Genomic DNA, 24,096 nt, shown 5'->3' on the forward strand with positions numbered 1-24,096 from the left:
GTTGACATCATGGCCCCGAGCGCCATGAGCCGTTGGACCGCCTCGCTCGCCGACGCCCGGCCGGCCGCGTACTGGCTGGACGACCCGGGCAGGCCCCGGCCGGAACCCGCGCTCACCGCGGCCGAGACCTGCGACCTGCTGGTCGTCGGCGGCGGCTACAGCGGACTGTGGACCGCGCTCCTCGCCAAGGAGCGCGACCCGCGGCGGGACGTGGTCCTGCTGGAGGGCCGCGAGGCGGGCTGGGCCGCCTCCGGCCGCAACGGCGGCTTCTGCGCCGCCTCCCTCACCCACGGGCTGCCGAACGGCCTCGCCCGCTGGCCGGACGAGATCCACCGCCTCGAGGAGCTGGGCGCCCGCAACCTCGACGCCATCGAGGCCGCGGTCGCCCGCCACTCGATCGACTGCGACTTCGAGCGCACCGGCGAGATCGACGTCGCGACCGAGCCCTACCAGGCGCAGGAGCTGCGGGACTGGCACCGGGAGCTGCGCGACAGGGGTCTGGCGGACGGCATCGACTTCCTCGACGCCGACGCCGTGCGCGGGCAGGTCGACTCGCCGACCTTCCTGGCGGGCCTGTACGACCGCCGGGGGGTGGCGATGCTCAACCCGGCCAGGCTGGCCTGGGGGCTGAAACGGGCCTGCCTCGCCCTGGGTGTCCGCGTGTACGAGCACACGCCCGCGCTCGACCTGGTGCCGCACGGCGCCGGCATGGCCGTACGCACCCCCTACGGCCGGGTCCGGGCCCGCCGGGTCGCACTCGGCACGAACGTCTTCCCGAGTCTGGTGCGCAGGGCGCGGCCGTACACCGTCCCGGTGTACGACTACGCCCTGATGACGGAGCCGCTGAGCGCGGACCGGCTGGCGTCGATCGGCTGGCGGAACCGGCAGGGACTCGGCGACTCGGCCAACCAGTTCCACTACTTCCGGCTCACCGCCGACAACCGCATCCTGTGGGGCGGCTACGACGCGGTCTACCCCTTCGGCGGCCGGGTGCGCGCCGAGTACGACGAGCGCCCGGAGACGTACGCCAGGCTCGCCGAGCACTTCTTCACCTGCTTCCCGCAGTTGGAGGGCGTCCGCTTCTCGCACGCCTGGGGCGGTGCGATCGACACCTGCACGCGCTTCTCGCCGTTCTTCGGCACCGCGCACCGGGGCCGGGTCGCGTACGCGGCGGGCTACACCGGCCTGGGCGTGGGTGCGACCCGGTTCGGCGCGGAGGTGATGCTGGACCTGCTGGCCGGTGAGACCACCGAGCGCACCTCGCTGCGGATGGTGCGCACCAAGCCGCTGCCGTTCCCTCCCGAGCCCTTCGCCTGGACCGGTATCGCGCTGACGAAGTGGTCCCTGGCCAGGGCGGACGCGCGGGGCGGGCACCGCAACCTGTGGCTGCGGACGATGGACCGGCTGGGCCTCGGCTTCGACAGCTGACGCGGTGCCGGCGCCGGGCACGCCCCGGTGCGGACCGGAAAGGTTCCGGAAACCCGCGTGGCAAAGGTTCCGGAAACCCGCGTAATGCGGGCGGCGGACCTCGCTCTCCCCCTCCGACGCGACCGCGTCCAGGAGCGAACCAGGAGAGAGAGCGAGGTCCTCGCATGGCCGGGAGCAAGACGGCGGTCGAGTGGCTGGCATCCGTCGCGCCGGATCCCGAGGCCTGCCGCTGGGAATGGGAGCGCAGCCCCCTCGGGGTCGCGCTGCTGCCCGCCGGCAGGGCCTGGGACGTGCTGATCCTGCCGGGTGCACTCGGGTACCCCACCCTCGACGTGCTGACCCGCATCCTCGACCGGCCGGGGCCGGTGCTGGTCGACGCCGGCGACCACCGCATGGGGTTCCTGGTGCCGCCCGGCACCGCCGCCCGCTGGCTGGGCACCGGTATCCGCACTGCCGGGGCGGGCACCTGGATCGTCGTGCCGTACCCGGGCCGCTCGGCGGGCGGCGTCCGCTGGCTCGTCCCCCCGGACGGCTCGGGCGCCCTCACCGATCCGGCGCTGCTGGAACTGGCGATGCACGAGGCTGCGGCGGGCCTCGCCTCGGATCCGGAGGGCGGGAGAGGGGAGGGGGACGCGTACTGATCGATGCCGGGCCGCGGCGGCGGCCCCGCCGCGGGAGGCCTTGACAAGAAGATTGGTCTGGACCAAATTGGCTGCGCTCCACCCTCCCGAACTCCCCCATGCCCGGAGGTACTTGTGGACCGCTCCAGACCCCGCCTGGCCGCCCTGCTCACGGCCGCGGCGCTCGCCGCGACCGGTATGACCGCACTCCCGTCGGCCGCCCGTGCAGCCGACGCCGACCTCGTCCGCAACGGCGGCTTCGAGGCGGGCCTCGACAACTGGTCCTGCACGGCGGACAGCGGCACGACGGTCACCACTCCGGTGCGCACCGGCACCTCGGCGCTGCAGGCGACCCCCGCCGGCAGCGACAACGCCCGCTGCACGCAGACCGTGGCAGTGCAGCCGGACTCCTCCTACACCCTGTCCGGCTGGGTCCGCGGCTCCTACGTCTACCTGGGCGCCGACGGCACCGGCACCACCGACGTCTCCACCTGGACCCAGTCGGCCCCCGACTGGCAGCAGTTGACGACCGGATTCCGCACCGGCCCGTCCACCACAGAGGTCACCCTCTACCTGCACGGCTGGTACGGCACCGGCGCCTACCACGCCGACGACGTCTCCCTGACCGGACCGGCGGGCGGCACCGAACAGCCGCCCGCCGCGCCGGAGGCACCGCCGGTCGGCACCGTCACCTCGTCGAGCGTCGCCCTCTCCTGGCCCGCGGTGGCCGGCGCCACCGGCTACGCCGTCTACCGCGACGGGGCGAAGGACCGGACGGTGAGCAGCCCCTCGGCCACCGTGACCGGGCTGTCGCCCGACACCGCGTACACCTTCCGGGTCACCGCGGTGAACCGGGCCGGCGAGTCCCCGAAGTCGGCCGCGGTCACGGCGACCACGACCTCCGGAACCGGCGGCGGCACCCCAGGCCTCCCGCCCCACGCCCTGGTCGGCTACCTCCACTCCAGCTTCGCCAACGGCTCCGGCTACACCCGCATGGCCGACGTCCCCGACAGCTGGGACGTCATCGACCTCGCCTTCGGCGAACCGACCTCCGCCACCTCCGGCGACATCCGCTTCACCCGCTGCCCGGTCGCGGACTGCCCGAACGCCGAGAGCGACGCCGACTTCAAGGCGGCCATCAGGGCCAAGCAGGCGGCCGGGAAGAAGGTGCTGATCTCCATCGGCGGCCAGAACGGCCAGGTACGGCTGACCACCGCCGCCGCCCGGGACGCCTTCGTCGCCTCCGTCTCGAAGATCATCGACGAGTACGGCCTGGACGGCCTGGACATCGACTTCGAGGGCCACTCGCTCTCCCTGGACGCCGACGACACCGACTTCCGGCACCCCACGACACCGGTGATCGTGAACCTCGTCTCGGCCCTGAAGTCCCTGAAGGCGCGCTACGGCGACGACTTCGTGCTGACGATGGCGCCGGAGACGTTCTTCGTCCAGATGGGCTACCAGTACTACGGCACCGGCCAGTGGGGCGGCCAGGACCCGCGCTGCGGCGCCTACCTGCCGGTCATCTACGCCCTGCGCGACGCCCTGACCCTGCTGCACGTCCAGGACTACAACTCCGGCCCGATCATGGGCCTGGACGGTCAGTACCACTCGATGGGCGGCGCGGACTTCCACATCGCCATGACGGACATGCTCCTGACCGGATTCCCCGTCGCCGGCGACCCCGACGAGGCCTTCCCGCCGCTGCGCCCGGACCAGGTCGCCATCGGCATGCCCGCCTCGACCAACGCGGGCAACGGCTGGGTCTCCCCGTCCGAGGTCACCACGGCTCTGGACTGCCTGACCCGGGGCAGCGACTGCGGCGGCTACGCCACCCACGGCACCTGGCCGGGGCTGCGGGGCCTGATGACCTGGTCGATCAACTGGGACCGCTACGGGAACCGGGAGTTCCAGCACACCTTCGACGACTACTTCGGCTGAGCCCCGGCCACCCCGGTCCCAGCAGCAGGATCCCCAGACACCAGCTCGCCACCACGTCCAGCGGCCAGTGGTAGCCCCGGCGCACCAGCCCGTACGACACCCCCAGCACCAGGACGGCGCAGCAGGCGACGAGCAGCCGGCGGGCGACCGCCGAGGCGAGCAGGGGATGCAGCAGCAGTGTCGCCGCACCGTAGGCGACGACCGCGGTGGCGGTGTGCCCGGAGGGGTAGTACCCCACCGCCGGCGGCACCGCCGGGGTGCCGGGCCGGCCGGTCCACTCCTTCAGCGGCACCACCAGCACGGGCACCAGCGCCATCGCCGCCGCCGCACCCAGCGGCGGCAGCCACCAGCGCGCCTCGCCCGCCGCCCGCCGCCGGACCCCGGCACACACCGCGGCCGCGAGCAGCACCGGCACGGCGACCTGCGCGTCGCCCAGACCGGACAGCAGTTCGGAGAACCGGTCCGGGTGGAGCAGCGCGCGGCTGGCGGCCTCGTCCGCCCCGACCAGCGGTCCGCCCGCGACCACCTGCCAGGTGACCAGGGCGAACAGCACGGCGGCGGAGGCGAGCAGCAGGGACGGAAAGGTGCCCGGACCCGCCCGCCCGGGGTCCGGGGCGCGGCCCGCGCCGTGCCGGTGCCGGGCGGGATCGGGGGAGAGCGGCATGGGGTACAGCCTGTCAGGCCGTGCGCCCGCGGCCCTCGACCGGGGCCGCACCCCGGGTGGCCCGGGCGGGGCCGCACCTCGGGTGGCCGCACCGGATGCCCCGTGCCGGTCGCTCGGCTCCGCTCACGCGCGGCACCGGCACGGAGCATGCCACTGCCGGCCGCACCCGAGGAGGCGCCGGCAGGGACCGCTGGGAGGGAGCGATCCCGGGAAGGGGGAACCGCCGGGAGGGAGAAGGAGGCCGGCCGCCCCGGAACGGGGGGGATGGCTCCGGGACGGCCGTCCGGACCGGATCGCCGCGCGCCCCGGGGGGTTTGGGGCGGGCGACCGTCCGATCGGTGAGGAGATCCGGAACCGTCAGGCCCCGGTGGTGTGCGCCAGGGCACGACCAGGTCGAAGCTGGGGAGGCCCCGGCCCGGCATCACCGTCCCCGGTCACCCGAGGACAGTGGGTATCTCTCATCCGCGTAGAACCTACGGCAGGGCGTGCGGCTCCGACAGGCGGAACCGGCTGCTGTCATCCACCTCGCACACCTTCTTCACACGCTCTGCGCCCATCGGTCCCGACCTGTGCGATGTGCGGTGGAGTGCTCAGATGCGGGCGAACGCCTGCTCGATGATGTCCAGGCCCTCGTCGAGCAGCTCCTCGCCGATGACCAGCGGCGGCAGGAACCGCAGCACGTTGCCGTAGGTGCCGCAGGTCAGCACCAGCAGCCCCTCCTGGTGGCAGGCCTTGGCCAGTGCCGCGGTCGCCTCCGGGTGCGGCTCCTTCGTCGCACGGTCCTTGACCAGTTCGATGGCGATCATCGCACCGCGGCCGCGGACCTCGCCGATGACGTCGAACTTGTCCTGCATCGCGGACAGCCGGGACTTCATGGTCGCCTCGATCGCCTTGGCGCGTGCGTTGAGGTCGAGTTCCCTCATCGTCTCGATCGCCCCCAGCGCGCCGGCGCAGGCGACCGGGTTGCCGCCGTAGGTGCCGCCCAGGCCGCCCGCGTGCGCGGCGTCCATGATCTCGGCGCGGCCGGTGACCGCGGCGAGCGGCAGACCGCCGGCGATGCCCTTGGCCGTGGTGATCAGGTCGGGGACGATGCCCTCGTCCTCGCAGGCGAACCACTGGCCGGTGCGGCAGAAGCCGGACTGGATCTCGTCGGCGACGAAGACGATGCCGTTGTCGGACGCGAACTGGCGCAGCGCCGGCAGGAAGCCCTTCGCCGGCTCGATGAAGCCTCCCTCGCCGAGCAGCGGCTCGATGACGATCGCGGCCACGTTCTCCGCGCCGACCTGCTTGGCGATCTGGTCGATGGCCGTCCTGGCCGCCTCCGGCCCCGCGTTCTGCGGGCCGGTCGGCCAGCGGTAGCCGTAGGCGACCGGCACCCGGTACACCTCGGGGGCGAACGGGCCGAAGCCGTGCTTGTACGGCATGTTCTTCGACGTCAGGGCCATCGTGAGGTTCGTACGGCCGTGGTAGCCGTGCTCGAACACCACGACCGCCTGCCGCTTGGTGTACGCGCGAGCGATCTTGACGGCGTTCTCGACGGCCTCGGCGCCGCTGTTGAACAGCGCCGACTTCTTGGCATGGTCGCCAGGGGTCAGCTCGGCCAGCGCCTCGGCGACGGCGACGTAGCCCTCGTACGGCGTCACCATGAAGCAGGTGTGGGTGAAGTCCTGGAGCTGGGCGCTCGCCCGGCGCACCACGGCCTCGGCGGACGCCCCCACCGACGTCACCGCGATACCCGAGCCGAAGTCGATCAGACGGTTGCCGTCGACGTCCTCGATGATTCCGCCGCCCGCACGCGCGGTGAACACGGGCAGCACCGACCCCACGCCCTGCGCGACCGCGGCGGTACGGCGGGCCTGCAACTCCTGCGACTTGGGGCCGGGGATGGCGGTGACGACGCGGCGCTCCTGCGGAACTGCGGTCATGCGGGGCTCCTGGGGGTTTTGCGGATACTTGCCTTCTTTTCTCGCAGGCTAGGGCGGGGAAGGAAGGGTGGGCATGCTCCATGTGGGCGTCTTCGACCAGGCGGCTTGTCCGTGGTGGACATAGCGGTGGCCGTCCGGTCGCGGGGCGGCTCCGGCGGCAGCGGCGCGTCATCGGGCGCGTAATCGGTGAACTGCCCTTGCGGGGGCGTTAGATTGACTCGCTGATGGTGGACGGAACGGCTGGTCAGGGGGCAGGGGCGATGGACGCCGACGGGACGTACGAGGCGCGCGGCACCCGAGCGAACCCGGTACCGCGTCCGGCGCGGCCGCCGGGCACCCCCGCGGTGCCGCCCAGGCCGCCGGACGCCCCGGCGGTGCCGCCGCGTCCGGTGCACGCACCGGAGCAGAGCACCCGGTCGGCCGCCGCCGAATGGCTGAACGAGCCGCGGCCCCAGGCCCGGCCCGGCATCTGGCGGCTGGGCTACCGTCCGCCCCGGCAGGAGGGGCAGCGCCGCCGCCTGGATGCCGCCACCGTCGCCGGCATCGTCATTCCGGCCATCGCGGGGATGATCCTCTGGGCGCTGTGGCGACAGGCTGCCATCCCCTACCAGTGGGCTCCGCTCCGCCTGATCACCCCGGACGACTGGTGGTGGCAGCCCTCGATGTCACCGAAGTCGCCCCAGGACGGCAAGTGGGGGGTGTATGCCCTGAGTGCCTACCGGGATGCCGCCTTCCTAGTGATCTTCGGGGGCATGGCACGCCTCGGCAGCTGGGGCAAGGCCGTCCGGTTCTGGTTCGAGGGCAAGCCGCAGCCGCGCAGGGCCGGGCTCGCCGGCGTGTTCGCTCTGCTCTCGTTGGCGCTCGTCTTCCCCGGTGCCGTCCCCGGGTCCTTCTGGGCCCCCGTGCCGATCGTCGACGGTCTGCTCAGCCTCACCGTCATCTTCTCCGACGGCTACGGCCTGATCCAGGACCCGCTGTACGTCTACGGCCTGTACACGGTCGTCGCCCTCCTCGTCGTCTGGCCCTTCGCCCGGGTGGGCGACTGGCGGGGCTGCGCAGGCCGCTGGCGCGCCACCCGCCGGACCGAGGGCGGCCGCCGACCCGCCGCGCCGGACGCCCCGCCCCCCGTCCACTGGCCCGCCCTGCGCGAGGCCGGACAGCACCGGGCGGCCGACCTGCTCACCGCCGAACTGCTCGCCGGACGGATGAACGACGTCGACTGCGCCCGCCTGAGCCACGCCGGTGCCCGGGCCCGCGCCGAGGGCCGCCTGGCCGAGTTCACCGACACCGTGCTGCGGCAGGGCGCCGCCGCGCTCACCCACCCCTCCGGCGCGCGCGACCTCCCCGCACGCACCGCCCGCCACGATCTGCTCGCCGGCCAGGTCCGCATCGGGCGCTGGGTGCCCGGCGACCGCACCCCGCACGCGTACACGGGTGCCGGCGCCGCCCTCGAACCGGAGACCCTCGGCACCTCCCTCCTGCTCGTCGGCCCGGCCGGTTCGGGCAAGACCCGCCGCGTCGTCGCCCCGATCGTGGAGTCCCTCGCCCTGCGCGCGCTCACCGGGCAGTGCGCCGTCGTCGCCGTCGGCGCGGCCGGGGCGCCGCTCGGTCCCGACGGTGCCTTCGACGTCGTCATCCGCATCGGCGACCCCGCCTCCCCGCACGACCTCGACCCCTACGCCGGAACCGACGACCCCGACGAGGCCGCCGCCCTGCTCGCCGAGGCGCTCGCCGGGGACCTCGACGGCGGGAGCACCCCGCGGGCCGCGACCGCTCTGGCCCAACTCCTGGGCCCGTACCGTGCGGTGCACGGCGCCTTCCCCACCCTGCCCGTGCTGCGGAAGCTGCTGGAGGGCGACCCGGAAGCCCTGACGGACCTGCGCACCGCGCTGACCGGCCGGGACCACGCCGTACTGCGCCGCGAACTCGACGCCCGGGTCCGACTCGCCGGCACCCCCGGCGATCCCGGACCGGTGCTCGCCGACCGGCTAGCACTGCTGGACCGGCCGGCCTTCGCCGGGTTCCTCGGCTCCGGCGGCGACACCATCCGGCCGTTCTCGCTGCGCTCGGTCGCCCACCACCCGCTGCGCGTCCGCATCGACCTGCCGGAACACGGCCACGAGGAAGCGGCCCGGCTGCTCGCCCGACTGGTGCTCACCCTGTTCACCGCCGCCGCCCGGGAGCGCGGCCGCAGCCACTTCGCCTGCCTGGTCCTGGACGACGCCACCGGCGCGGTGACCCCCGGGTCGGTGCGCCGCATCCAGGGTCTGCGCTCGGGGAACGCGGGCGTGGTGCTCGCGCTGCGCTCCGTCGGCGATCTCCCCGAGGCCCTGCACGGCCCGCTGTACGGGGCGGTGGGCTGCCGGATGGCCCTGTCCGGGGTCACCACCTGGGACGGCGGCCGGTTCGCACAGGCCTGGGGCACCGAGTGGGTGGAGACGGAGGACCGTTCCCAGTACACCGTCTTCGCCGACCAGCCCATGGCCCGCGCCCTGCACGCCCTGCGCAAGCTGGTCACCGGCAAGGCGGTGACCACGGAGGGCGTGACCGTCCGCCAGGTGGAGCGGGAGAGGTGGTCCGCCTCCGAGCTGGCGCACGAGGTGCCGCCCGGGCACGCGGTGCTGTCGCTGACCACCGTGCAGGGCGAGCACGCGCCGCCGTCCCTGGTCGACCTGAGGGGGTGACGCGGCCCGCCGGCCGAGGGGGGAGCGGAGGGACCGGACGGTGAGGCACAATCGGGGTAGGCCGTTGCTCCACGGCGGCCAACTGATCCCCGGGACCGTCGGCGCCCGGGACCACGCGATCCCCGGGACCACGCGATCCCTGGGACCACGCGATCCCTGGGACCACGTGATCCCCTGGGCCGCCCGGTCCCCCGGCTCGCGGTCGCGGGACCGCCGGGACCGGAGGATCACCGGCTCCGCGCAGACCTGGAACCGTCGCCCGGGCGACGCCGTCGATCTGAAGGCCCGATGCCTCCCACTCTCGCCTCGCTCGTCCACCACTCCGCGCTCAGACTGACCGTGCGCGCCGGTGCGGACCGCCTGGACGTGCCCGTCCGCTGGGTGCACGCGAGCGAGCTCGCCGACCCCGTCCCCTACATGGAGGGCGGCGAACTGCTGCTGATCACCGCGCTGAAACTGGACGCGGAAAGCCCCGAGGCGATGCGCCGGTACGTGCACCGGCTGGCCGCGGCCGGCGTCGTCGGACTGGGCTTCGCCGTCGGCGTCAACTACGAGGAGATCCCGCAGGCCCTGGTGGAAGCCGCCGCCGAGGAAGGCCTGCCGCTGCTGGAGGTGCCTCGCCCCACCCCCTTCCTGGCCATCAGCAAGGCCGTGTCCGCCGCCATCGCGGCCGACCAGTACCGGTCCGTCACCGCGGGGTTCGCCGCGCAGCGGGAGTTGACCAGGCAGGCCCTGAACGCCGGCCCCGAGGGGCTGCTCGCCGCGCTCGCCGCGCAGGTCGACGGCTGGGCGGCGCTCTACGACGCCTCCGGGGCGGTCGTCGCCACCGCGCCCGAATGGGCGGGGCGCCGCGCGGCCCGGCTCACCCCGGACGTGGAACGGCTGCGGGAGCGCCCCGCGCCCGCGTCCGCGGTGGCCGGCGGCCCCGACCACGAGGACCGGATCGAGCTGCACTCCCTCGGCACCGGGCGCCGCCCGCGGGCCGCGCTCGCCGTCGGTACCGCCGCCGCCCTCGGCACCGCCGAACGGTACGCCGTGCACTCGGCCATCGCCCTGCTCACCCTCACCACCGAACGCTCCCGCTCACTGCACGCCGCGGAGCAGCGCCTCGGCGCCGCGGTGCTGCGGATGCTCCTCGCCGGTCAGCCCGACCACGCCCGCGCGGTCGCGGGCGACCTGTACGGCGGGCTGCTGGACGCGCCGTTCCGGGTGATCGTCGCCGAAGCCTCATCGGCGGCCGGTGCGCGGGCGCCCGCCGAGTCCCGTACCGCCGCCAAGGAGCAGCCGTCCGCGGACGCCGAAACCGGCGACGATCCGCTCGCCGCGCTCGCGGAGACCGCGGAGGCGGCGGCCGCCCGGGCGGGGGAGTCGGTGCTCGTCGTACCCGACGGCGAGCGGCTGGTGGTGCTGGCCGTCGACGGGGGCGCCGCGGTGGCCGCCTGCACCGACCACGCGGCGGCCCTGGAGGCCGCCCGCCCCGGCGAGCGCCGGAGGCAGGCCGCCGGCGGGGAGGAGAGCGGGCTGGCGGTCGGCCTGTCCGCGCCGTCCGGGCCGATCGCGGCCGCCGCCGCGTACAAGCAGGCCGAACAGGCGCTGTCGGTGGCGCGGCGGCGTGGCCGGGTGTGCGTGGAACACGAGCGGTTGGCGGCCGGATCGGTGCTGCCGCTGCTCGCCGACGACGCCGTCCGCGCGTTCGCGGACAGCCTGCTGCGGCCGCTGTACGAGCACGATGCCACCGGGCGCGGCGACCTGGTCGCCTCCCTGCGGGCCTGGCTGTCCCGGCACGGGCAGTGGGACGCGGCCGCCGCCGATCTGGGCGTCCACCGGCACACCCTGCGCTACCGGATGCGGCGGGTGGAGGAGATCCTGGGGCGTTCGCTGGACGATCCGGACGTGCGGATGGAGCTGTGGATGGCGCTGAAGGCGACCTCCGCCGATTGACATCCCCTTCCCCCTGAGGGGGGAAGATTCCCGCCTGCCGCGCCGTCGGTGGAGCGGCGCGGCCCGGGGCGCAGGGGCGGGGCGCCGGCTGTTCCAGGCCGAGTAGTCCAAACAGGCGCGCCGCGGCGCCTGACTGCTACGTGCCGGACAAACGCCACCGTCGGCCCTCCGCCCTACCGTGGTCCGGGACAGCACAGCAACACCTCCGAACGCGGAAAGGCCGGGACTCGCAGATGCCAGAGAACACCGTTGCCGCCACCCACGCCTTCTGGCTGGCCGGCCGCCAGGCCACCGGCGAGGACGCCTTCGACGTCACCTCCCCGTGGGACGGCCGGCTCGTCGGCAGGGTCAGCGTCCCGACCGACGCGCAGGTCGAGGAGGCGGTGGCCGCCGCGTACGCGGTACGGGACGAACTCGCCGCCACCCCGGCCCACGTCCGCGCCGCCGCGCTCGACCACGTCAGCCGGCGTCTGGTGGAGCGCACCGAGGAGATCGCGCGGCTGATCTCCGCCGAGAACGGCAAGCCGATGAAGTGGGCCCGCGGCGAGGTCGGCCGCGCGGTCTCGGTGTTCCGCTTCGCGGCCGAGGAGGCCCGACGCTTCAACGGCGGCGAGGCCCAGCGGCTGGACACCGACCCGGGCGGTCAGGGGCGCCTCGCCTTCACCCGCCGCTTCCCCAAGGGCGTCGTGCTCGGCATCGCGCCGTTCAACTTCCCCCTGAACCTCTGCGCCCACAAGGTGGCGCCCGCGATCGCGGCCGGTGCGCCGATCATCCTCAAGCCCGCGCCGGCCACCCCGCTGTCCGGCCTGGTGATCGGCGAACTGCTCGCCGAGACCGAACTGCCCGCCGGGACCTGGTCCGTCCTGCCGGTCTCCAACGACCGCATGCCCGCCCTCGTCCAGGACGAGCGGCTGCCGGTGATCTCCTTCACCGGTTCCGAGAAGGTCGGGTACGCGATCATGGACTCGGTGCCGCGCAAGCACTGCACCCTGGAACTCGGCGGCAACGGCGCCGCCGTCGTCCTCGGGGACTGGGCCGCCGACGCCGACCTGGACCGGGCCGCGCAGCGCATCGCCGCCTTCTCCAACTACCAGGGCGGGCAGTCCTGCATCTCCGTGCAGCGCGTCATCGCCGACGCCTCGCTGTACGACCGGCTCCTGCCGCGCATCGTCGCCGCCGTGGAGGCCCAGGTCACCGGCGATCCGAGCGAGGACGCGACCGACGTCGGCCCGCTGGTCAGCGAGGACGCCGCGCGCCGCGTCGAGGCCTGGGTCGACGAGGCCGTCGAGGCCGGTGCCGCCCTGCTCACCGGCGGCAAGCGCGACGGTGCCTCCTACGCCCCGACCGTCCTCACCGACGTGCCGGCCGGCGTCACCCTCGCCTGCGAGGAGGTCTTCGGACCGGTCCTCACCGTGCAGCGGGTCGACGGCGAGGACGAGGCGTTCGCCGCCGTCAACGACTCCAGGTACGGCCTCCAGGCAGGGGTGTTCACCCACGACCTGCAGGCCGCCTTCCGCGCCCACCGCGCCCTGGAGGTCGGCGGCGTGGTGATCGGCGACGTGCCCTCCTACCGTGCCGACCAGATGCCGTACGGCGGCGCCAAGCAGTCCGGCGTGGGCCGCGAGGGCGTGCGGTTCGCGATGGACGACTACACCTACGAGCGGGTGATGGTCCTGACCGGCCTCGCCCTCTGACCTTGCGACCCGGACGGGGACGGCCGAGCCCGCTGTGCGGGGGCTCGGCCGTCGCCGTCCCGGTGCCGCCGTCCCGGTGCCGCCGTCCCGGTCGCCCCGCCGCGGGGGCCTCTCACCCGTCAGTGCGGTCCTCGTCCACGTCGCCGAGATGGACCACGCCGCCCGGACCGCCCGCGTACACCGCCGGCAGCAGCCCCGCCATGCCCTTCGGCCGTACCGCCTCCCCGGTGCCGGCCAGCCGGTCCACCGACCACCATGCGTGCCCGTAGCGGGCCTCCCGGGTGTCGATGCGCATGCGGGCGGCCTCGGCGGAGGTGACGCGGGCGGGGCGGTACTCCTCGTACTGGTCGAAGCGGACGCCGTCGACGCTGAACAGCGCGTTCCGGGTCCACACCGGCGGGCCGAGCCGCGAAGCCCCCAGCTCGAGCCCGGTCTCCTCCCGCATCTCGCGCAGCGCGGCCGCGGTGAAGTCCTCCCCGGCCTCCACCTCCCCGCCCACCGTGAACCACCAGCGGGCCCCCTCGGCGCGCGGATCGCGCCCGCACAGCAGCAGCAGCCGGTTCCGGTGGTCCAGGACGAGAAGCCGGGAGGTGCGCCGCGGGACGGGGGCCCGCTCGGCGGGACGTGTGGCGGTCATGGCACCGCACACTACACGCGGACATCGGCCGAACGGCCGCGCGCGGACTGGTGACCGCGCCCCGGATCGGGTACATACGATCGAGTAGCACCCGTCGGTAGGCAAAACAGCCCAAGATCCCGATTCGCGGCGAGGTGAGCCTCATGTCCGCTCCATCCAGTAAACCAACCGTCACCGAGCGCGAAGCCCGTCGAGTGGCGGAGGCGGCCCGGGAACAGGACTGGCGAAAGCCGAGCTTCGCCAAGGAACTGTTCCTGGGCCGGTTCCGGCTCGACCTCCTCCACCCCCACCCGGTCCCGGCCGACGAGGACGTCCAGCGCGGCGAGGAGTTCCTCGCCAAGCTGCGCGACTTCTGCGAGACGCAGGTCGACTCGGCCCGCATCGAACGCGAGGCCCGCATCCCCGACGAGACGGTGAGCGGGCTGAAGGAACTCGGCGCGCTCGGCATGAAGATCGACACGAAGTACGGCGGCCTCGGCCTGACGCAGGTCTACTACAACAAGGCCCTCGCCCTGGCCGGCACGGCCAGCCCGGCGATCGGCGCGCTGCTCAGCGCCCACCAGTCCATCGGGGTCCCGCAGCCGCTGAAGCAGTTCGGCACGCAGGAGCAGAAGGACGCGTTCCTGCCGCGCTGCGCCCGCACCGACATCTCCGCCTTCCTGCTCACCGAGCCGGACGTCGGCTCCGACCCGGCGCGGCTCGCCACCACCGCCGTCCCGGACGGCGACGACTACGTCCTGGACGGCGTCAAGCTGTGGACCACCAACGGCGTCGTCGCCGACCTGCTGGTCGTGATGGCCCGCGTCCCGAAGTCGGAGGGCCACCGCGGCGGCATCACCGCGTTCGTCGTCGAGGCCGCGTCCGAGGGCATCACCGTCGAGAACCGCAACGCCTTCATGGGCCTGCGCGGCATCGAGAACGGCGTCACCCGCTTCCACCGGGTCCGGGTGCCCGCCGCGCACCGCGTCGGCGAGGAGGGCCAGGGCCTGAGGATCGCCCTGACCACCCTCAACACCGGCCGCCTCTCGCTGCCCGCGATGTGCGTCGGCTCCGGCAAATGGTGCCTGAAGATCGCTCGCGAGTGGTCCGCCGTGCGCGAGCAGTGGGGCAAGCCGGTCGCCCGGCACGAGGCCGTCGGCTCCAAGATCAGTTTCATCGCCGCGACCACCTTCGCCCTGGAGGCCGTCGTCGACCTGTCCTCCCAGATGGCCGACGAGGACCGCAACGACATCCGCATCGAGGCCGCCCTCGCCAAGCTCTACGGCTCGGAGATGGCATGGCTGATGGCCGACGAGCTCGTCCAGATCCGCGGCGGACGCGGCTTCGAGACCGCCGCGTCGCTGCGGGCCCGCGGCGAGCGCGGCGTCCCCGCCGAGCAACTGCTGCGCGACCTGCGCATCAACCGCATCTTCGAGGGCTCCACCGAGATCATGCACCTGCTCATCGCCCGGGAGGCCGTCGACGCCCACCTGTCGGTGGCGGGCGACCTCATCGACCCCGAGAAGTCCCTCTCCGACAAGGCGAGGGCGGGCGCGAACGCCGGCGCCTTCTACGCCCGCTGGCTGCCGAAACTCGTCGCCGGACCCGGCCAGCTGCCGTCGTCCTACGCCGAGTTCAAGCACGACGCCGACCTCTCCGGCCACCTGCGCTACGTCGAACGGCACGCCCGCAAACTGGCCCGCTCCACCTTCTACGCCATGTCCCGCTGGCAGGGCCGCATGGAGACCAAGCAGGGCTTCCTCGGCCGCGTCGTCGACATCGGCGCCGAACTGTTCGCGATGAGCGCCGCCTGCGTCCGCGCCGAGCACCTCCGCCGCCGCGGCGAGCACGGCCCCGCCGCCTACCAGCTCGCCGACGCCTTCTGCCGCCAGGCCCGCATCCGCGTCGACGAACTGTTCGACCGCCTGTGGACCAACACCGACGACCTGGACCGCAAGGTCGTCGACGGCGTCCTCGCCGGCACCCACGAGTGGCTGGAACAGGGCGTCGTCGACCCGTCGGACGACGGCCCCTGGATCGCCGACGCCACGCCCGGCCCCAGCGGGAAGGAGAACGTCCACCGCCCGATCCGGTGACCCCTGCCGGCCGCGGGCCGCGGGACCCGCGCGCAGCCGGCCGAGAGGACACCCGAGTGCCGGCGGCCGCCCGCACAGGGGCCCGAGGACGCCCCGGGGGCCGGCGGCCGCTCGGGGCGCCCGAGGACACCCCGCGCACCGGCGCCCGCGCAGGCCTCGCGGCGCCGGTGCACTCGCCGCGGAGCGGATCGTTCCGGCAACCCGGTACACCCGGTGACACCCCGGTGGCCCCCCGTGCGGGGGACACCCTGTCCTCCTCCGCGGCCGCAACCGCAACAATGGGGGGATGAGCGACAGCCCAGCACCCCTCGCCGACCCGCATCTCGTCCACGATCCGGTGACGGCCGACGGTCCGAAGGACGTGGTGATCCTCGGCTCCACGGGGTCGATCGGCACCCAGGCCATCGACCTCGTGCTGCGCAACCCGGACCGGTTCCGGGTCACCGGCCTGTCCGCCCACGGCAGCCGGGTCGCCCTCCTCGCCGAGCAGGCGCACCGGCTGCGGGTGCGGACCGTCGCCGTCGCCAGCGAGGACGCCGTACCCGCGCTGCGCGAGGCACTGAGCGCGCGGTACGGCCCCGGGCAGTCGCCGCCCGAGATCCTCACCGGGCCCGACGCGGCCACCCACCTCGCCGCCTCCGACTGCCACACCGTCCTCAACGGCATCACCGGCTCCATCGGCCTCGCGCCCACCCTCGCCGCCCTGGAGGCGGGCCGCACGCTCGCGCTCGCCAACAAGGAGTCGCTCATCGTGGGCGGCCCGCTGGTGAAGGCGCTCGCCGCGCCCGGCCAGATCATCCCCGTCGACTCCGAGCACGCCGCCCTGTTCCAGGCCCTCGCCGCCGGCACCCGCGCGGACGTGCGCAGACTCGTCGTCACCGCGTCCGGCGGACCGTTCCGCGGCCGCACCAGGGCCGAACTGGCCGACGTGACGGTCGAGGACGCCCTCGCCCACCCCACCTGGGCCATGGGCCCGGTGATCACCATCAACTCCGCCACCCTGGTGAACAAGGGCCTCGAAGTCATCGAGGCACACCTGCTCTACGACATTCCCTTCGACCGCATTGAGGTGGTCGTCCACCCGCAGTCGTATGTTCACTCGATGGTGGAGTTCACGGACGGATCCACGCTCGCCCAGGCGACGCCCCCCGACATGCGCGGGCCGATCGCCGTCGGCCTGGGCTGGCCCGAGCGGATCCCCGACGCGGCCCCCGCCTTCGACTGGAGCAGGGCCTCCACCTGGGAGTTCTTCCCGCTCGACAACGAGGCCTTCCCTGCCGTGAACCTCGCCCGGCACGTCGGCGAGCTGGGCGGCACCGCCCCCGCGGTCTTCAACGCGGCGAACGAGGAGTGCGTCGAGGCCTTCCGCAACGGCGCGCTGCCCTTCAACGGCATCATGGAGACCGTCACCCGGGTCGTCGAGGAGCACGGCACCCCCGGTACGGGAACCCCACTGACCGTGCCGGACGTCCTCCAGGCGGAGAGCTGGGCGCGAGCCCGGGCCCGGCGACTGACGACCCGGACGGCGGACACCACGAAGACGACCACTGAGGCGAAGACGGCGACGACGGCGGAGGCCCGTGCATGACGACCCTGATGATGATCCTCGGCATAGTCGTCTTCGCGGTCGGCCTGCTGGTCTCCATCGCCTGGCACGAGCTGGGCCACCTGTCCACGGCCAAGATGTTCGGCATCCGCGTCCCGCAGTACATGGTGGGATTCGGCCCGACCGTGTGGTCGCGGAAGAAGGGCGATACCGAGTACGGCATCAAAGCGGTCCCGCTCGGCGGCTACATCCGCATGATCGGCATGTTCCCGCCCGGCGACGACGGGCGGATCACCGCCCGCTCCACCTCGCCCTGGCGCAGCATGGTCGAGGACGCCCGGTCGGCGGCCTTCGAGGAGCTCCAGCCCGGCGACGAGACCCGGCTGTTCTACACGCGCAAGCCGTGGAAGCGCGTCATCGTGATGTTCGCGGGCCCGTTCATGAACCTCATCCTGGCGTTCGGGCTCTTCCTCACCGTGCTGATGGCCTTCGGCATCCAGCAGCAGACCACCACCGTCAGCTCCGTCTCGCCGTGTGTCATCGCCCAGAGCGAGAACCGCGACACCTGCCGGAAGTCCGACCCGGCGTCCCCGGCCCAGGCTGCAGGGCTGAAACCCGGCGACAAGATCGTCTCCTTCGACGGCAGGCGGACCGAGGACTGGAACACCCTGTCCGACCTCATCCGCGACAGCGCCGGCAAGAACGTCGCGATCGTCGTCGACCGGGACGGCGAGCAGGCCACCCTGCACGCGAAGATCGCCACCAACAAGCTCGTCAAGAAGGACTCCAGCGGCGCCTACGTCCGCGGCGAGTACGTCGAGGCCGGATTCCTCGGCTTCAGCTCCGCCACCGGCGTCGTCCGGCAGGACTTCGGCGGCTCCGTGACGTGGATGGGCGACCGGGTCGGCGACGCCGTCGACTCCCTGGCCGCCCTCCCCGCCAAGATCCCCGCACTCTGGGACGCCGCCTTCAACGGCGCGCCCCGGCAGCCCGACTCCCCGATGGGCGTGGTCGGGGCCGCCCGCGTCGGCGGCGAGATCTTCACCCTCGACATCCCGCCCTCCCAGCAGCTGGCCATGGCCGTGATGCTGGTCGCGGGATTCAACCTGTCCCTGTTCCTGTTCAACATGCTCCCGCTGCTCCCGCTCGACGGCGGACACATCGCGGGCGCCCTGTGGGAGTCGCTGCGACGCCAGGCGGCCAGGCTGCTGCGCCGCCCCGACCCCGGCCCGTTCGACGTGGCGAAGCTGATGCCGGTGGCCTACGTGGTGGCGAGCATCTTCATCTGCTTCACCGTCCTGGTGCTGATCGCGGACGTGGTCAACCCGGTGCGGATCACCTGAGCCGCGGCGGTGCGCCGCACCCGACCCGTGAAGCCGCGCCCCGCGGTTCCCGCCGACCGGCGGGAACCGCGGGGCGCGGCCGTTGGGCGGTTGTCAGGAACCGGCGGGCGACGTGGTTGCGGGTGCGGATCGCATGACGACGGAGGCGGCCAGGGCGGCTGACACGGTACAGGCCGGCAGGACCACCGGCCACGCGAGGAGACCCACGAAGAGCGAGGTGGGAACACTGGCGCACAGAGCCGCCACCGCCACAGCGACGACGTGGGCAGATCGTGAGGCCCGATCGGCGCTCGCTGCATTGGCGAAGAGCAGCACAACCACGATGATCCCCAGCTCGACGACCGCGGCGGGTACACCGACCTGGAACGCGCCTGCCCAGCGGCTTCCGCTCTGCGTACTCGCACCGGACTGCGCCTCGAACACCCCGGACAGGAAGTAATGGAGAAGCGTTGGAGGCGCGATCGCTGATACGACGACGCATCCGAGCCGGATCAAGAGCGCAAACGCCTTCATACTTCACCTTTGTTCCGGGGGCCACTGTGGTGAGTACCACCGTGAGGGTAGCCGGGCGACGGGAATCCGGACCGTGGGGTGGGTGTGCGGCTCCGCACACCCACCCCACGGTCAATCGGTCTTCCGGTCACCCCCAGCTATTCGAGTACACGTTGTTGTAGCCGTACGTCGGACTCTGCGAGGTCATCGCAAACTCCTGGGCGTATCCGTACTCGTGCATCGCCGCATATCTGCTCAGGTTGATACCGAGAGCCGTCTTGTCCTTGTCGAAGTTCCAGTCCTTGTAGACCTGGACGTTGAACATCATGCCGACTGACTTGCCGTCTGACATGGCGGTTCCTGTGATGCGGATCTGTGCATGCCCGATGCCGAAGTGGTTGTCACTGGTCTCGAGATTCACACCGAGCCACTTGGAATCGGCTTTGAACTCGCAGGCTCCTCCGGAGCGGCAACTCGCCAAGGCTTGATCCTGCCAGTCGTCGAGCTGTCCCTGTACGACCTTGCGCAGACCGGGATCGTCCTTGAGGTAGTTGAAGTCGACGTCGTAGTCGGCTCCGCTTGCGCCGCGGTAGTGCTTCCAGAGCTTGGCTGTGAGCCCCCAACCGGCCGCCTGAGCTGCCTTGACCAAGGCCTCGTACTCGGGCAGCACGTGATTCACGAAGTAAGCACGCTCGCTCGGCGTCGGCTCCTTCGAGTCGAAGGGGGCGTTGTCGTTCGGGGTCTTCGGGGAATCGTTGCCGCTATAACTCGTCAACGAACCGTTGCGCACCGCCCTGATCGCAGCACCTTCCCTCTGCTCTGCCTTGATCATCGGTGTTTCGCGGTAGACGCCCCCACACATGCCTGTGATGTCACAGCTGGTGTGTCCGTCCAGTTCGAGTCGAGTGGTCGGGTTGCCGCCGGTGAAGGCGTAGCGGTTGCCGGTGTAGGGGTCGGCGCCGAGGTTCATGTCGGCGAGGGCGCCGTTGTACATGTCCCGGGTGGTGAAGCGGTTCAGCGCCGGGTCGTAGTTGCGGAAGCCCATGTCGTAGGTCCCGGACCGCGAGTCCCAGCGCTTGGCGTTGAAGCGGTAGGGGTTGTAGTCCTCCTTCGTCGGATCGGCGGCGTCGGGCTTGTCGATCCCGGTGAACTCGGAGTCGTCGTTGTTGCCGTAGGCGGTGTAGCCGTAGGTGGCCTCGGTGTCACCACCCGAGTCGGTGAGGGTTTCGACGTCGGTGTGGCTGTTGTAGCCGTAGTAGCCGTCCGAGGTCGTGCCGTCGCTGTTGTGCGTGACCTGCGACAGGCGCTCGCCCCACGGGCTGTACTGGTAGGACTTGGTGAGCGCGCCGGCGACCTTCTCGTCGAGGACCTTGTTCGACAGGCCCAGGTACGTGTAGTCGGTCGTCTTGCCGGCTGCGGTCTTCGACGTGGTGCGGTCCAGCGGGTCGAAGGTGTAGGTCGTCGACTTCATCGCGCCGGTGGAGTCCGTCTTCCGGGACTCGATGACGTGGTCGAAGCCGTCGTACACGCTGCGGCTGATCATCTGGCCGCCCGAGGTGACCGATTCCTGGCGGCCGAAGGGGTCGTAGTTGTAGTTCGCCGTGGCGCCGCCGGTGGTGGCGGTGAGCAGGCGGTTGCGGTCGTAGGTGTAGGTGGTGCTGGTGCCCTTGACGGTCTGGCTGATGACGTTGGCGTTGTCGTCGTGGACGTAGGTCTCGGTGTCCGCGCCGTTGCCGGTCTTGACCGCCTTGGCGAGGCGGTCGGCGGGGTCGTAGGTGTAGTCGGTGGTGGAGGAGAGGTAGGCGGTGTGGTCGTCGGCGTTCATCTTCTGCGCGACGTCCTGCGCCGTGTTCCCGTTGGGGTCGTAGGCGTAGGTGTGCGAGGCGACGAGGGTGCCGTCGGTCTTCTTCTCCGTGGTGGACTTGACCGGGCCGTCGAGGAAGTAGGTGTGGTCGACGGTGTTGCCGTTGGCCTTGGTCTCCTGCAGGCGCTGGCCGCGGTCGGTGTAGGTGTACGACGTCACCTTCGGGGAGGTGTCCGTGGCGGTCTTGCCGACCGAGACGGTCTCGACCAGGTCACGCAGGTCGTAGGTGTACGTCGAGTACTGGTCGGGGTGGTCGATGGTCTCCGGCAGGCCGTCGGCGTCGTAGGTGTACGACGTCGACTTCTGCACGGTGCCGCTGAGCGAATCGGTCACCTTCTTGACCTGGTTGAGGCCGGTGTAGGCGATCGCGTAATGGTCGGTCGTCGCACCGGATGAGGCGTCGTCGATCGAGGTGAGGTTGCCGTTCACGTCGTAGGCGTACGTGAACGTCTTCTGCTCGGTGTCGGTGTCGGCAGAGTTGTCGCGGACCAGCTTCACACCGTCGGCGGTCACGTTGCCGCCGCTGTTCTCGAACAGCTCCAGATTGGCCGTGTTGCCCTGCGTGAAGCTGAAGGAGCCCAGCGACACCCAGGTGCCCGCGCCGGTGGTCTGGTCGACGGTGGCGTCGGTGGTGGCGCCGTCGTGGGTGACGGTGTACTTGGCCGTGGTTGTCGCCCCGGACACGTCCGGGTACTTCACGAACGCCTCATAGGTCCCGTCGGCGGGGATGTTCAGCGTCCAGGTGAAGGAGTCGGTGCCGGTGCCGGTGGCGTGGGTGGCGTGGTCGTAGCCCTGCTGGCCGGTGAGGTCACCGGTGGTCCAGGTGCCGGTCCTTGCCGTGTTCTGGGTGTCGGAGTTGTCGACCAGGACGACGTCCTTGCCGACCGGCACGCCGTCGTCCGCGCGGGACTTCAGCTTGCCGTCGGGGTAGTAGCCCCAGGTCATGGTGCGGTTGGAGGAGCCACCCGCGGAGGTGAGGGTGCGGGCCGTCTGCTGGCCGAGGTCGTTGTAGTCGTAGGTGGTGGTGATGTCCCAGGGGCTGGTGGAGGACTTCGCCCAGCCGTTGTCGAAGTAGCTGTAGCTGGTGGTGTTGCGGACGGTCTGGCCCTCGGACGGCGGCAGCGACGTCGACGTCACCCGGCCGACCGCGTCGTAGGCGGTCTGGGTGTAGACGTCGGGGTCGTTGTAGCGGGCGTCCGCGGGGTCGTACGGCTGGTACTGCTTGACCGGGCGGTTCAGCGCGTCTGGCTGACCTTGCGACTGTAGGTGCGGCCGAACACCGAGTCGTTCGCCTTGGCCGCGTCCGTCATGAACGGCGCCGGGATCACCATCACCGGCGTCTGCGGCAGCTCCCCGAACAACGCGATCGAACCGTCCGGCCGCGCCTTCGGCGTCAGCCCGTCCGCATCCAGCGTGAACGTGAACGCCAGCGGCCCGGACGGCGGCTTCGCCAGGGTGATGTTCTCCTTCACCCGCCCCCGACCGACCTCATACGCCAGCTTCGCGCCGTGCGCGGCATCCGCGTAGGAGACCGTCGAGCCCTCGGCGTGCGGGGTCAGCCTCTTGCCCGCACCGTCCAGACCGAGAGTGACGGCCCGGCCGTCGGGGGCCTGGAACCGCACCAGCTTCCCGGTGTCCGCACCGAACCACGCCCGGCCCTCATTGGTGGTGTCCGCGAAGGTGAAACCTTTCGCCTTCGCGGGGCGGACCGTGGTGTCGATCGCCTTCCACGACCCCGACGCACCGTCCCGGTAGGAGGTCGGCACCGCCGACAACTCCGCCTGCACCCGCCCGTCCGACAACTGCCAGAACCGCGCGTTCGCCGTCCGCCGCCCGGTCAGCTCCCGGACCCGCTTCGCCGCCGGCTCCTGCCTTCCCTTCGGCAGCTTCTGTCGATCCGCCACACCGACCCCGTCATGCGACGGCGGCTTGTCCAATTTCGTGCCGGCATCGTCCGAGAACCAACCCTTGACGGTATCGACAATTCCCTTGCCGTCGTCGTTGTCGGATCCGGACGCCGCATAAGCGGCCTGAGGCAACGCGGCAGATGTCACCGCGGAAACCACCAGGCACGCAATGAGCGTGCCAAATCTGCGTTTCACCGCAACCCTTTCCTGCTGGCAGATATCGCAAACATGCCGCCACGCAGCCCTGGCCATGTGGCCACGGCAGGTCAGAAGAGCGGCGCCGCGGTTCTATTGACTGTGGTGACGTGGCGTCAAGTGAGTTCGCAATTCCGGCATTTCCGCGATGGTCCCACATGGCCGTCCGGTTTGTCCGGGCGCTGGAAAAGGCCTCCCGGTGTCAGGTATAAGGGCCGCGTTCCGGAATATCGGCGTAGCTGAAATGTAGAAACCATGCACGGTTCCATCACATGCGGGCCGTCCGGCGGTTAGGTGAGGTTCATGGACGAGGAAAAGTCGATTTCGCGCACAGTGGCAGACATCCCCGAGGCGGCGGAGGAACCGGCGGCCGCGCCGCCCGAGCGGACCGCCCGGCTCGCCCTCCGGCGCCCCGACCGTGCTGCCCTGATCACCGCCGCCGCCGTACTGGCCGCCTGTACCGGGCTCGTCCTCTACGGCGTGCCGGGTACCGCTGGAGGCGGCGACCAAGGGCAGCAGCCCGTCGTCACCGCCTCCGTCACCTACGAAGTCACCGGCTCCGGCACCGCCGACCTCACCTACCAGGCCGGGAGCGAGGCGGGTGAGGCCGTCGTGGTCCGTGGCGCCCGGCTCCCCTGGCGGAAGACCGTCGACGTCCCCCTCGGCCAGCACCCGACCATCAACATCCTCCTCGGCGCGGACGGCGGCACCGCCCGCTGCTCGCTCGCCGTCCGCGGCCGACACCTCCAGAGCGCCACCGCCGGCGGCACCTTCGGGCGGACCACCTGCTCCGCCGCACCGCTCACCGCGGACAGCACCGGCACGCCCTGAGCCGCCCCACGCGGGCGGGGCGGCCGTCCGGACCGTCCTGTCCGCGGTACCGGGTGCCCGAGCCGCGGCCCGGCACCGCGGCACACCATTGGGCCGACGGTCGGGCCGCCGTGCGCCGCCGTTCAGGTCGGTGCCGTAATCTCGGATGCTGGAGCCCGCTGATCAACGGGACCGGACCTTGATCCACTACTTGGGGTTGCACAGCAGATGACTGCGATTTCTCTCGGCATGCCGTCCGTTCCGACCAAGCTCGCCGAGCGCCGTAAGAGCCGGCGGATCCAGGTCGGGTCGGTGCCGGTGGGTGGTGAC

15 protein-coding genes and 2 pseudogenes are annotated in these 24,096 nt (G+C 72.2%); 10 read left to right on the top strand and 7 right to left on the bottom strand.

Annotated elements, in window-relative coordinates; translation table 11 throughout:
- The first annotated feature begins 9 nt into the window (after positions 1-9).
- The 3 genes from ACL02U_RS08180 to ACL02U_RS08190 all read left to right on the top strand — a co-directional run bounded on the left by ACL02U_RS08180 (position 10) and on the right by ACL02U_RS08190 (position 3,989).
- Complete coding sequence (locus ACL02U_RS08180) at positions 10-1,428, top strand: NAD(P)/FAD-dependent oxidoreductase (RefSeq protein WP_412789991.1); 1,419 nt, start codon at positions 10-12, stop codon at positions 1,426-1,428.
- 164 nt (positions 1,429-1,592) lie between these two features.
- The gene (locus tag ACL02U_RS08185; RefSeq protein WP_412789992.1) at positions 1,593-2,069 is read left to right on the top strand and encodes a hypothetical protein; all 477 of its coding nucleotides are present in this window, start codon (positions 1,593-1,595) and stop codon (positions 2,067-2,069) included.
- Positions 2,070-2,183: 114 nt separating this feature from the next.
- Positions 2,184-3,989 (top strand): chitinase, encoded by a 1,806-nt coding sequence (locus ACL02U_RS08190; RefSeq protein WP_412789993.1) that lies wholly within the window; start codon positions 2,184-2,186, stop codon positions 3,987-3,989.
- Here ACL02U_RS08190 and ACL02U_RS08195 read toward each other — a convergent pair.
- From ACL02U_RS08195 to gabT, 3 genes and pseudogenes are all read right to left on the bottom strand, one after another.
- Positions 3,928-4,653 carry a phosphatase PAP2 family protein gene (locus ACL02U_RS08195; protein WP_412789994.1) on the bottom strand — a complete coding sequence of 242 codons (726 nt, stop codon included), beginning with the start codon at positions 4,651-4,653 and terminating at the stop codon, positions 3,928-3,930. The two genes, ACL02U_RS08190 and ACL02U_RS08195, sit on opposite strands and share 62 nt — an antisense overlap.
- A 239-nt stretch (positions 4,654-4,892) precedes the next feature.
- A pseudogene (locus ACL02U_RS08200) lies at positions 4,893-5,115 on the bottom strand (phosphoesterase); the annotation flags it as partial.
- Between the two features lie 128 nt (positions 5,116-5,243).
- Positions 5,244-6,578: a 4-aminobutyrate--2-oxoglutarate transaminase gene (gene gabT / locus ACL02U_RS08205; RefSeq protein ID WP_412789995.1), complete on the bottom strand. Its 1,335-nt coding sequence runs from the start codon at positions 6,576-6,578 to the stop codon at positions 5,244-5,246.
- A 224-nt stretch (positions 6,579-6,802) separates the two neighbouring features.
- Here gabT and ACL02U_RS08210 point away from each other — a divergent pair, with 224 nt between their 5' ends.
- From ACL02U_RS08210 to ACL02U_RS08220, 3 genes are all read left to right on the top strand, one after another.
- Positions 6,803-9,262, top strand: a complete 2,460-nt coding sequence (locus ACL02U_RS08210; protein ID WP_412789996.1) for an ATP/GTP-binding protein — start codon at positions 6,803-6,805, stop codon at positions 9,260-9,262.
- Positions 9,263-9,550: 288 nt separating this feature from the next.
- Entirely contained in the window at positions 9,551-11,203 is a 1,653-nt protein-coding gene (locus tag ACL02U_RS08215; protein ID WP_412789997.1) for a PucR family transcriptional regulator, read from the top strand.
- Between the two features lie 233 nt (positions 11,204-11,436).
- Entirely contained in the window at positions 11,437-12,897 is a 1,461-nt protein-coding gene (locus tag ACL02U_RS08220; protein WP_412789998.1) for an aldehyde dehydrogenase family protein, read from the top strand.
- A gap of 112 nt (positions 12,898-13,009) precedes the next feature.
- Here the strand turns inward: ACL02U_RS08220 and ACL02U_RS08225 are convergent, their stop codons facing one another.
- Positions 13,010-13,534, bottom strand: a complete 525-nt coding sequence (locus tag ACL02U_RS08225) for an NUDIX hydrolase (RefSeq protein ID WP_412789999.1) — start codon at positions 13,532-13,534, stop codon at positions 13,010-13,012.
- A gap of 143 nt (positions 13,535-13,677) precedes the next feature.
- Between ACL02U_RS08225 and ACL02U_RS08230 the strand changes: the two genes are divergently transcribed.
- The 3 genes from ACL02U_RS08230 to ACL02U_RS08240 all read left to right on the top strand — a co-directional run bounded on the left by ACL02U_RS08230 (position 13,678) and on the right by ACL02U_RS08240 (position 18,498).
- Positions 13,678-15,609 (top strand): acyl-CoA dehydrogenase family protein, encoded by a 1,932-nt coding sequence (locus ACL02U_RS08230; protein WP_412790000.1) that lies wholly within the window; start codon positions 13,678-13,680, stop codon positions 15,607-15,609.
- 286 nt (positions 15,610-15,895) lie between these two features.
- Positions 15,896-17,197, top strand: a complete 1,302-nt coding sequence (gene dxr, locus ACL02U_RS08235) for a 1-deoxy-D-xylulose-5-phosphate reductoisomerase (RefSeq protein WP_412790001.1) — start codon at positions 15,896-15,898, stop codon at positions 17,195-17,197.
- Complete coding sequence (locus tag ACL02U_RS08240; protein WP_412790002.1) at positions 17,194-18,498, top strand: M50 family metallopeptidase; 1,305 nt, start codon at positions 17,194-17,196, stop codon at positions 18,496-18,498. The genes dxr and ACL02U_RS08240 overlap by 4 nt, the downstream gene beginning before the upstream one ends.
- Before the next feature lie 93 nt (positions 18,499-18,591).
- Here ACL02U_RS08240 and ACL02U_RS08245 read toward each other — a convergent pair whose 3' ends face one another.
- The 3 genes and pseudogenes from ACL02U_RS08245 to ACL02U_RS08255 all read right to left on the bottom strand — a co-directional run bounded on the left by ACL02U_RS08245 (position 18,592) and on the right by ACL02U_RS08255 (position 23,013).
- Positions 18,592-19,011 carry a hypothetical protein gene (locus tag ACL02U_RS08245; protein ID WP_412790003.1) on the bottom strand — a complete coding sequence of 140 codons (420 nt, stop codon included), beginning with the start codon at positions 19,009-19,011 and terminating at the stop codon, positions 18,592-18,594.
- 829 nt (positions 19,012-19,840) lie between these two features.
- Positions 19,841-22,099 (bottom strand): annotated as a pseudogene (locus tag ACL02U_RS08250) (RHS repeat-associated core domain-containing protein); the annotation flags it as partial.
- The gene (locus tag ACL02U_RS08255; protein WP_412790004.1) at positions 22,090-23,013 is read right to left on the bottom strand and encodes a hypothetical protein; all 924 of its coding nucleotides are present in this window, start codon (positions 23,011-23,013) and stop codon (positions 22,090-22,092) included. The gene ACL02U_RS08255 and the pseudogene ACL02U_RS08250, both read right to left, overlap by 10 nt.
- A gap of 246 nt (positions 23,014-23,259) precedes the next feature.
- On the opposite strand from ACL02U_RS08255, the gene ACL02U_RS08260 reads away from it, so the two are divergent.
- Positions 23,260-23,787 (top strand): hypothetical protein, encoded by a 528-nt coding sequence (locus ACL02U_RS08260; protein WP_412790005.1) that lies wholly within the window; start codon positions 23,260-23,262, stop codon positions 23,785-23,787.
- Positions 23,788-24,096: the final 309 nt, after the last annotated feature.

Source organism: Streptomyces sp. MS06 (assembly GCF_047200655.1).
Lineage (GTDB): Bacteria > Actinomycetota > Actinomycetes > Streptomycetales > Streptomycetaceae > Streptomyces.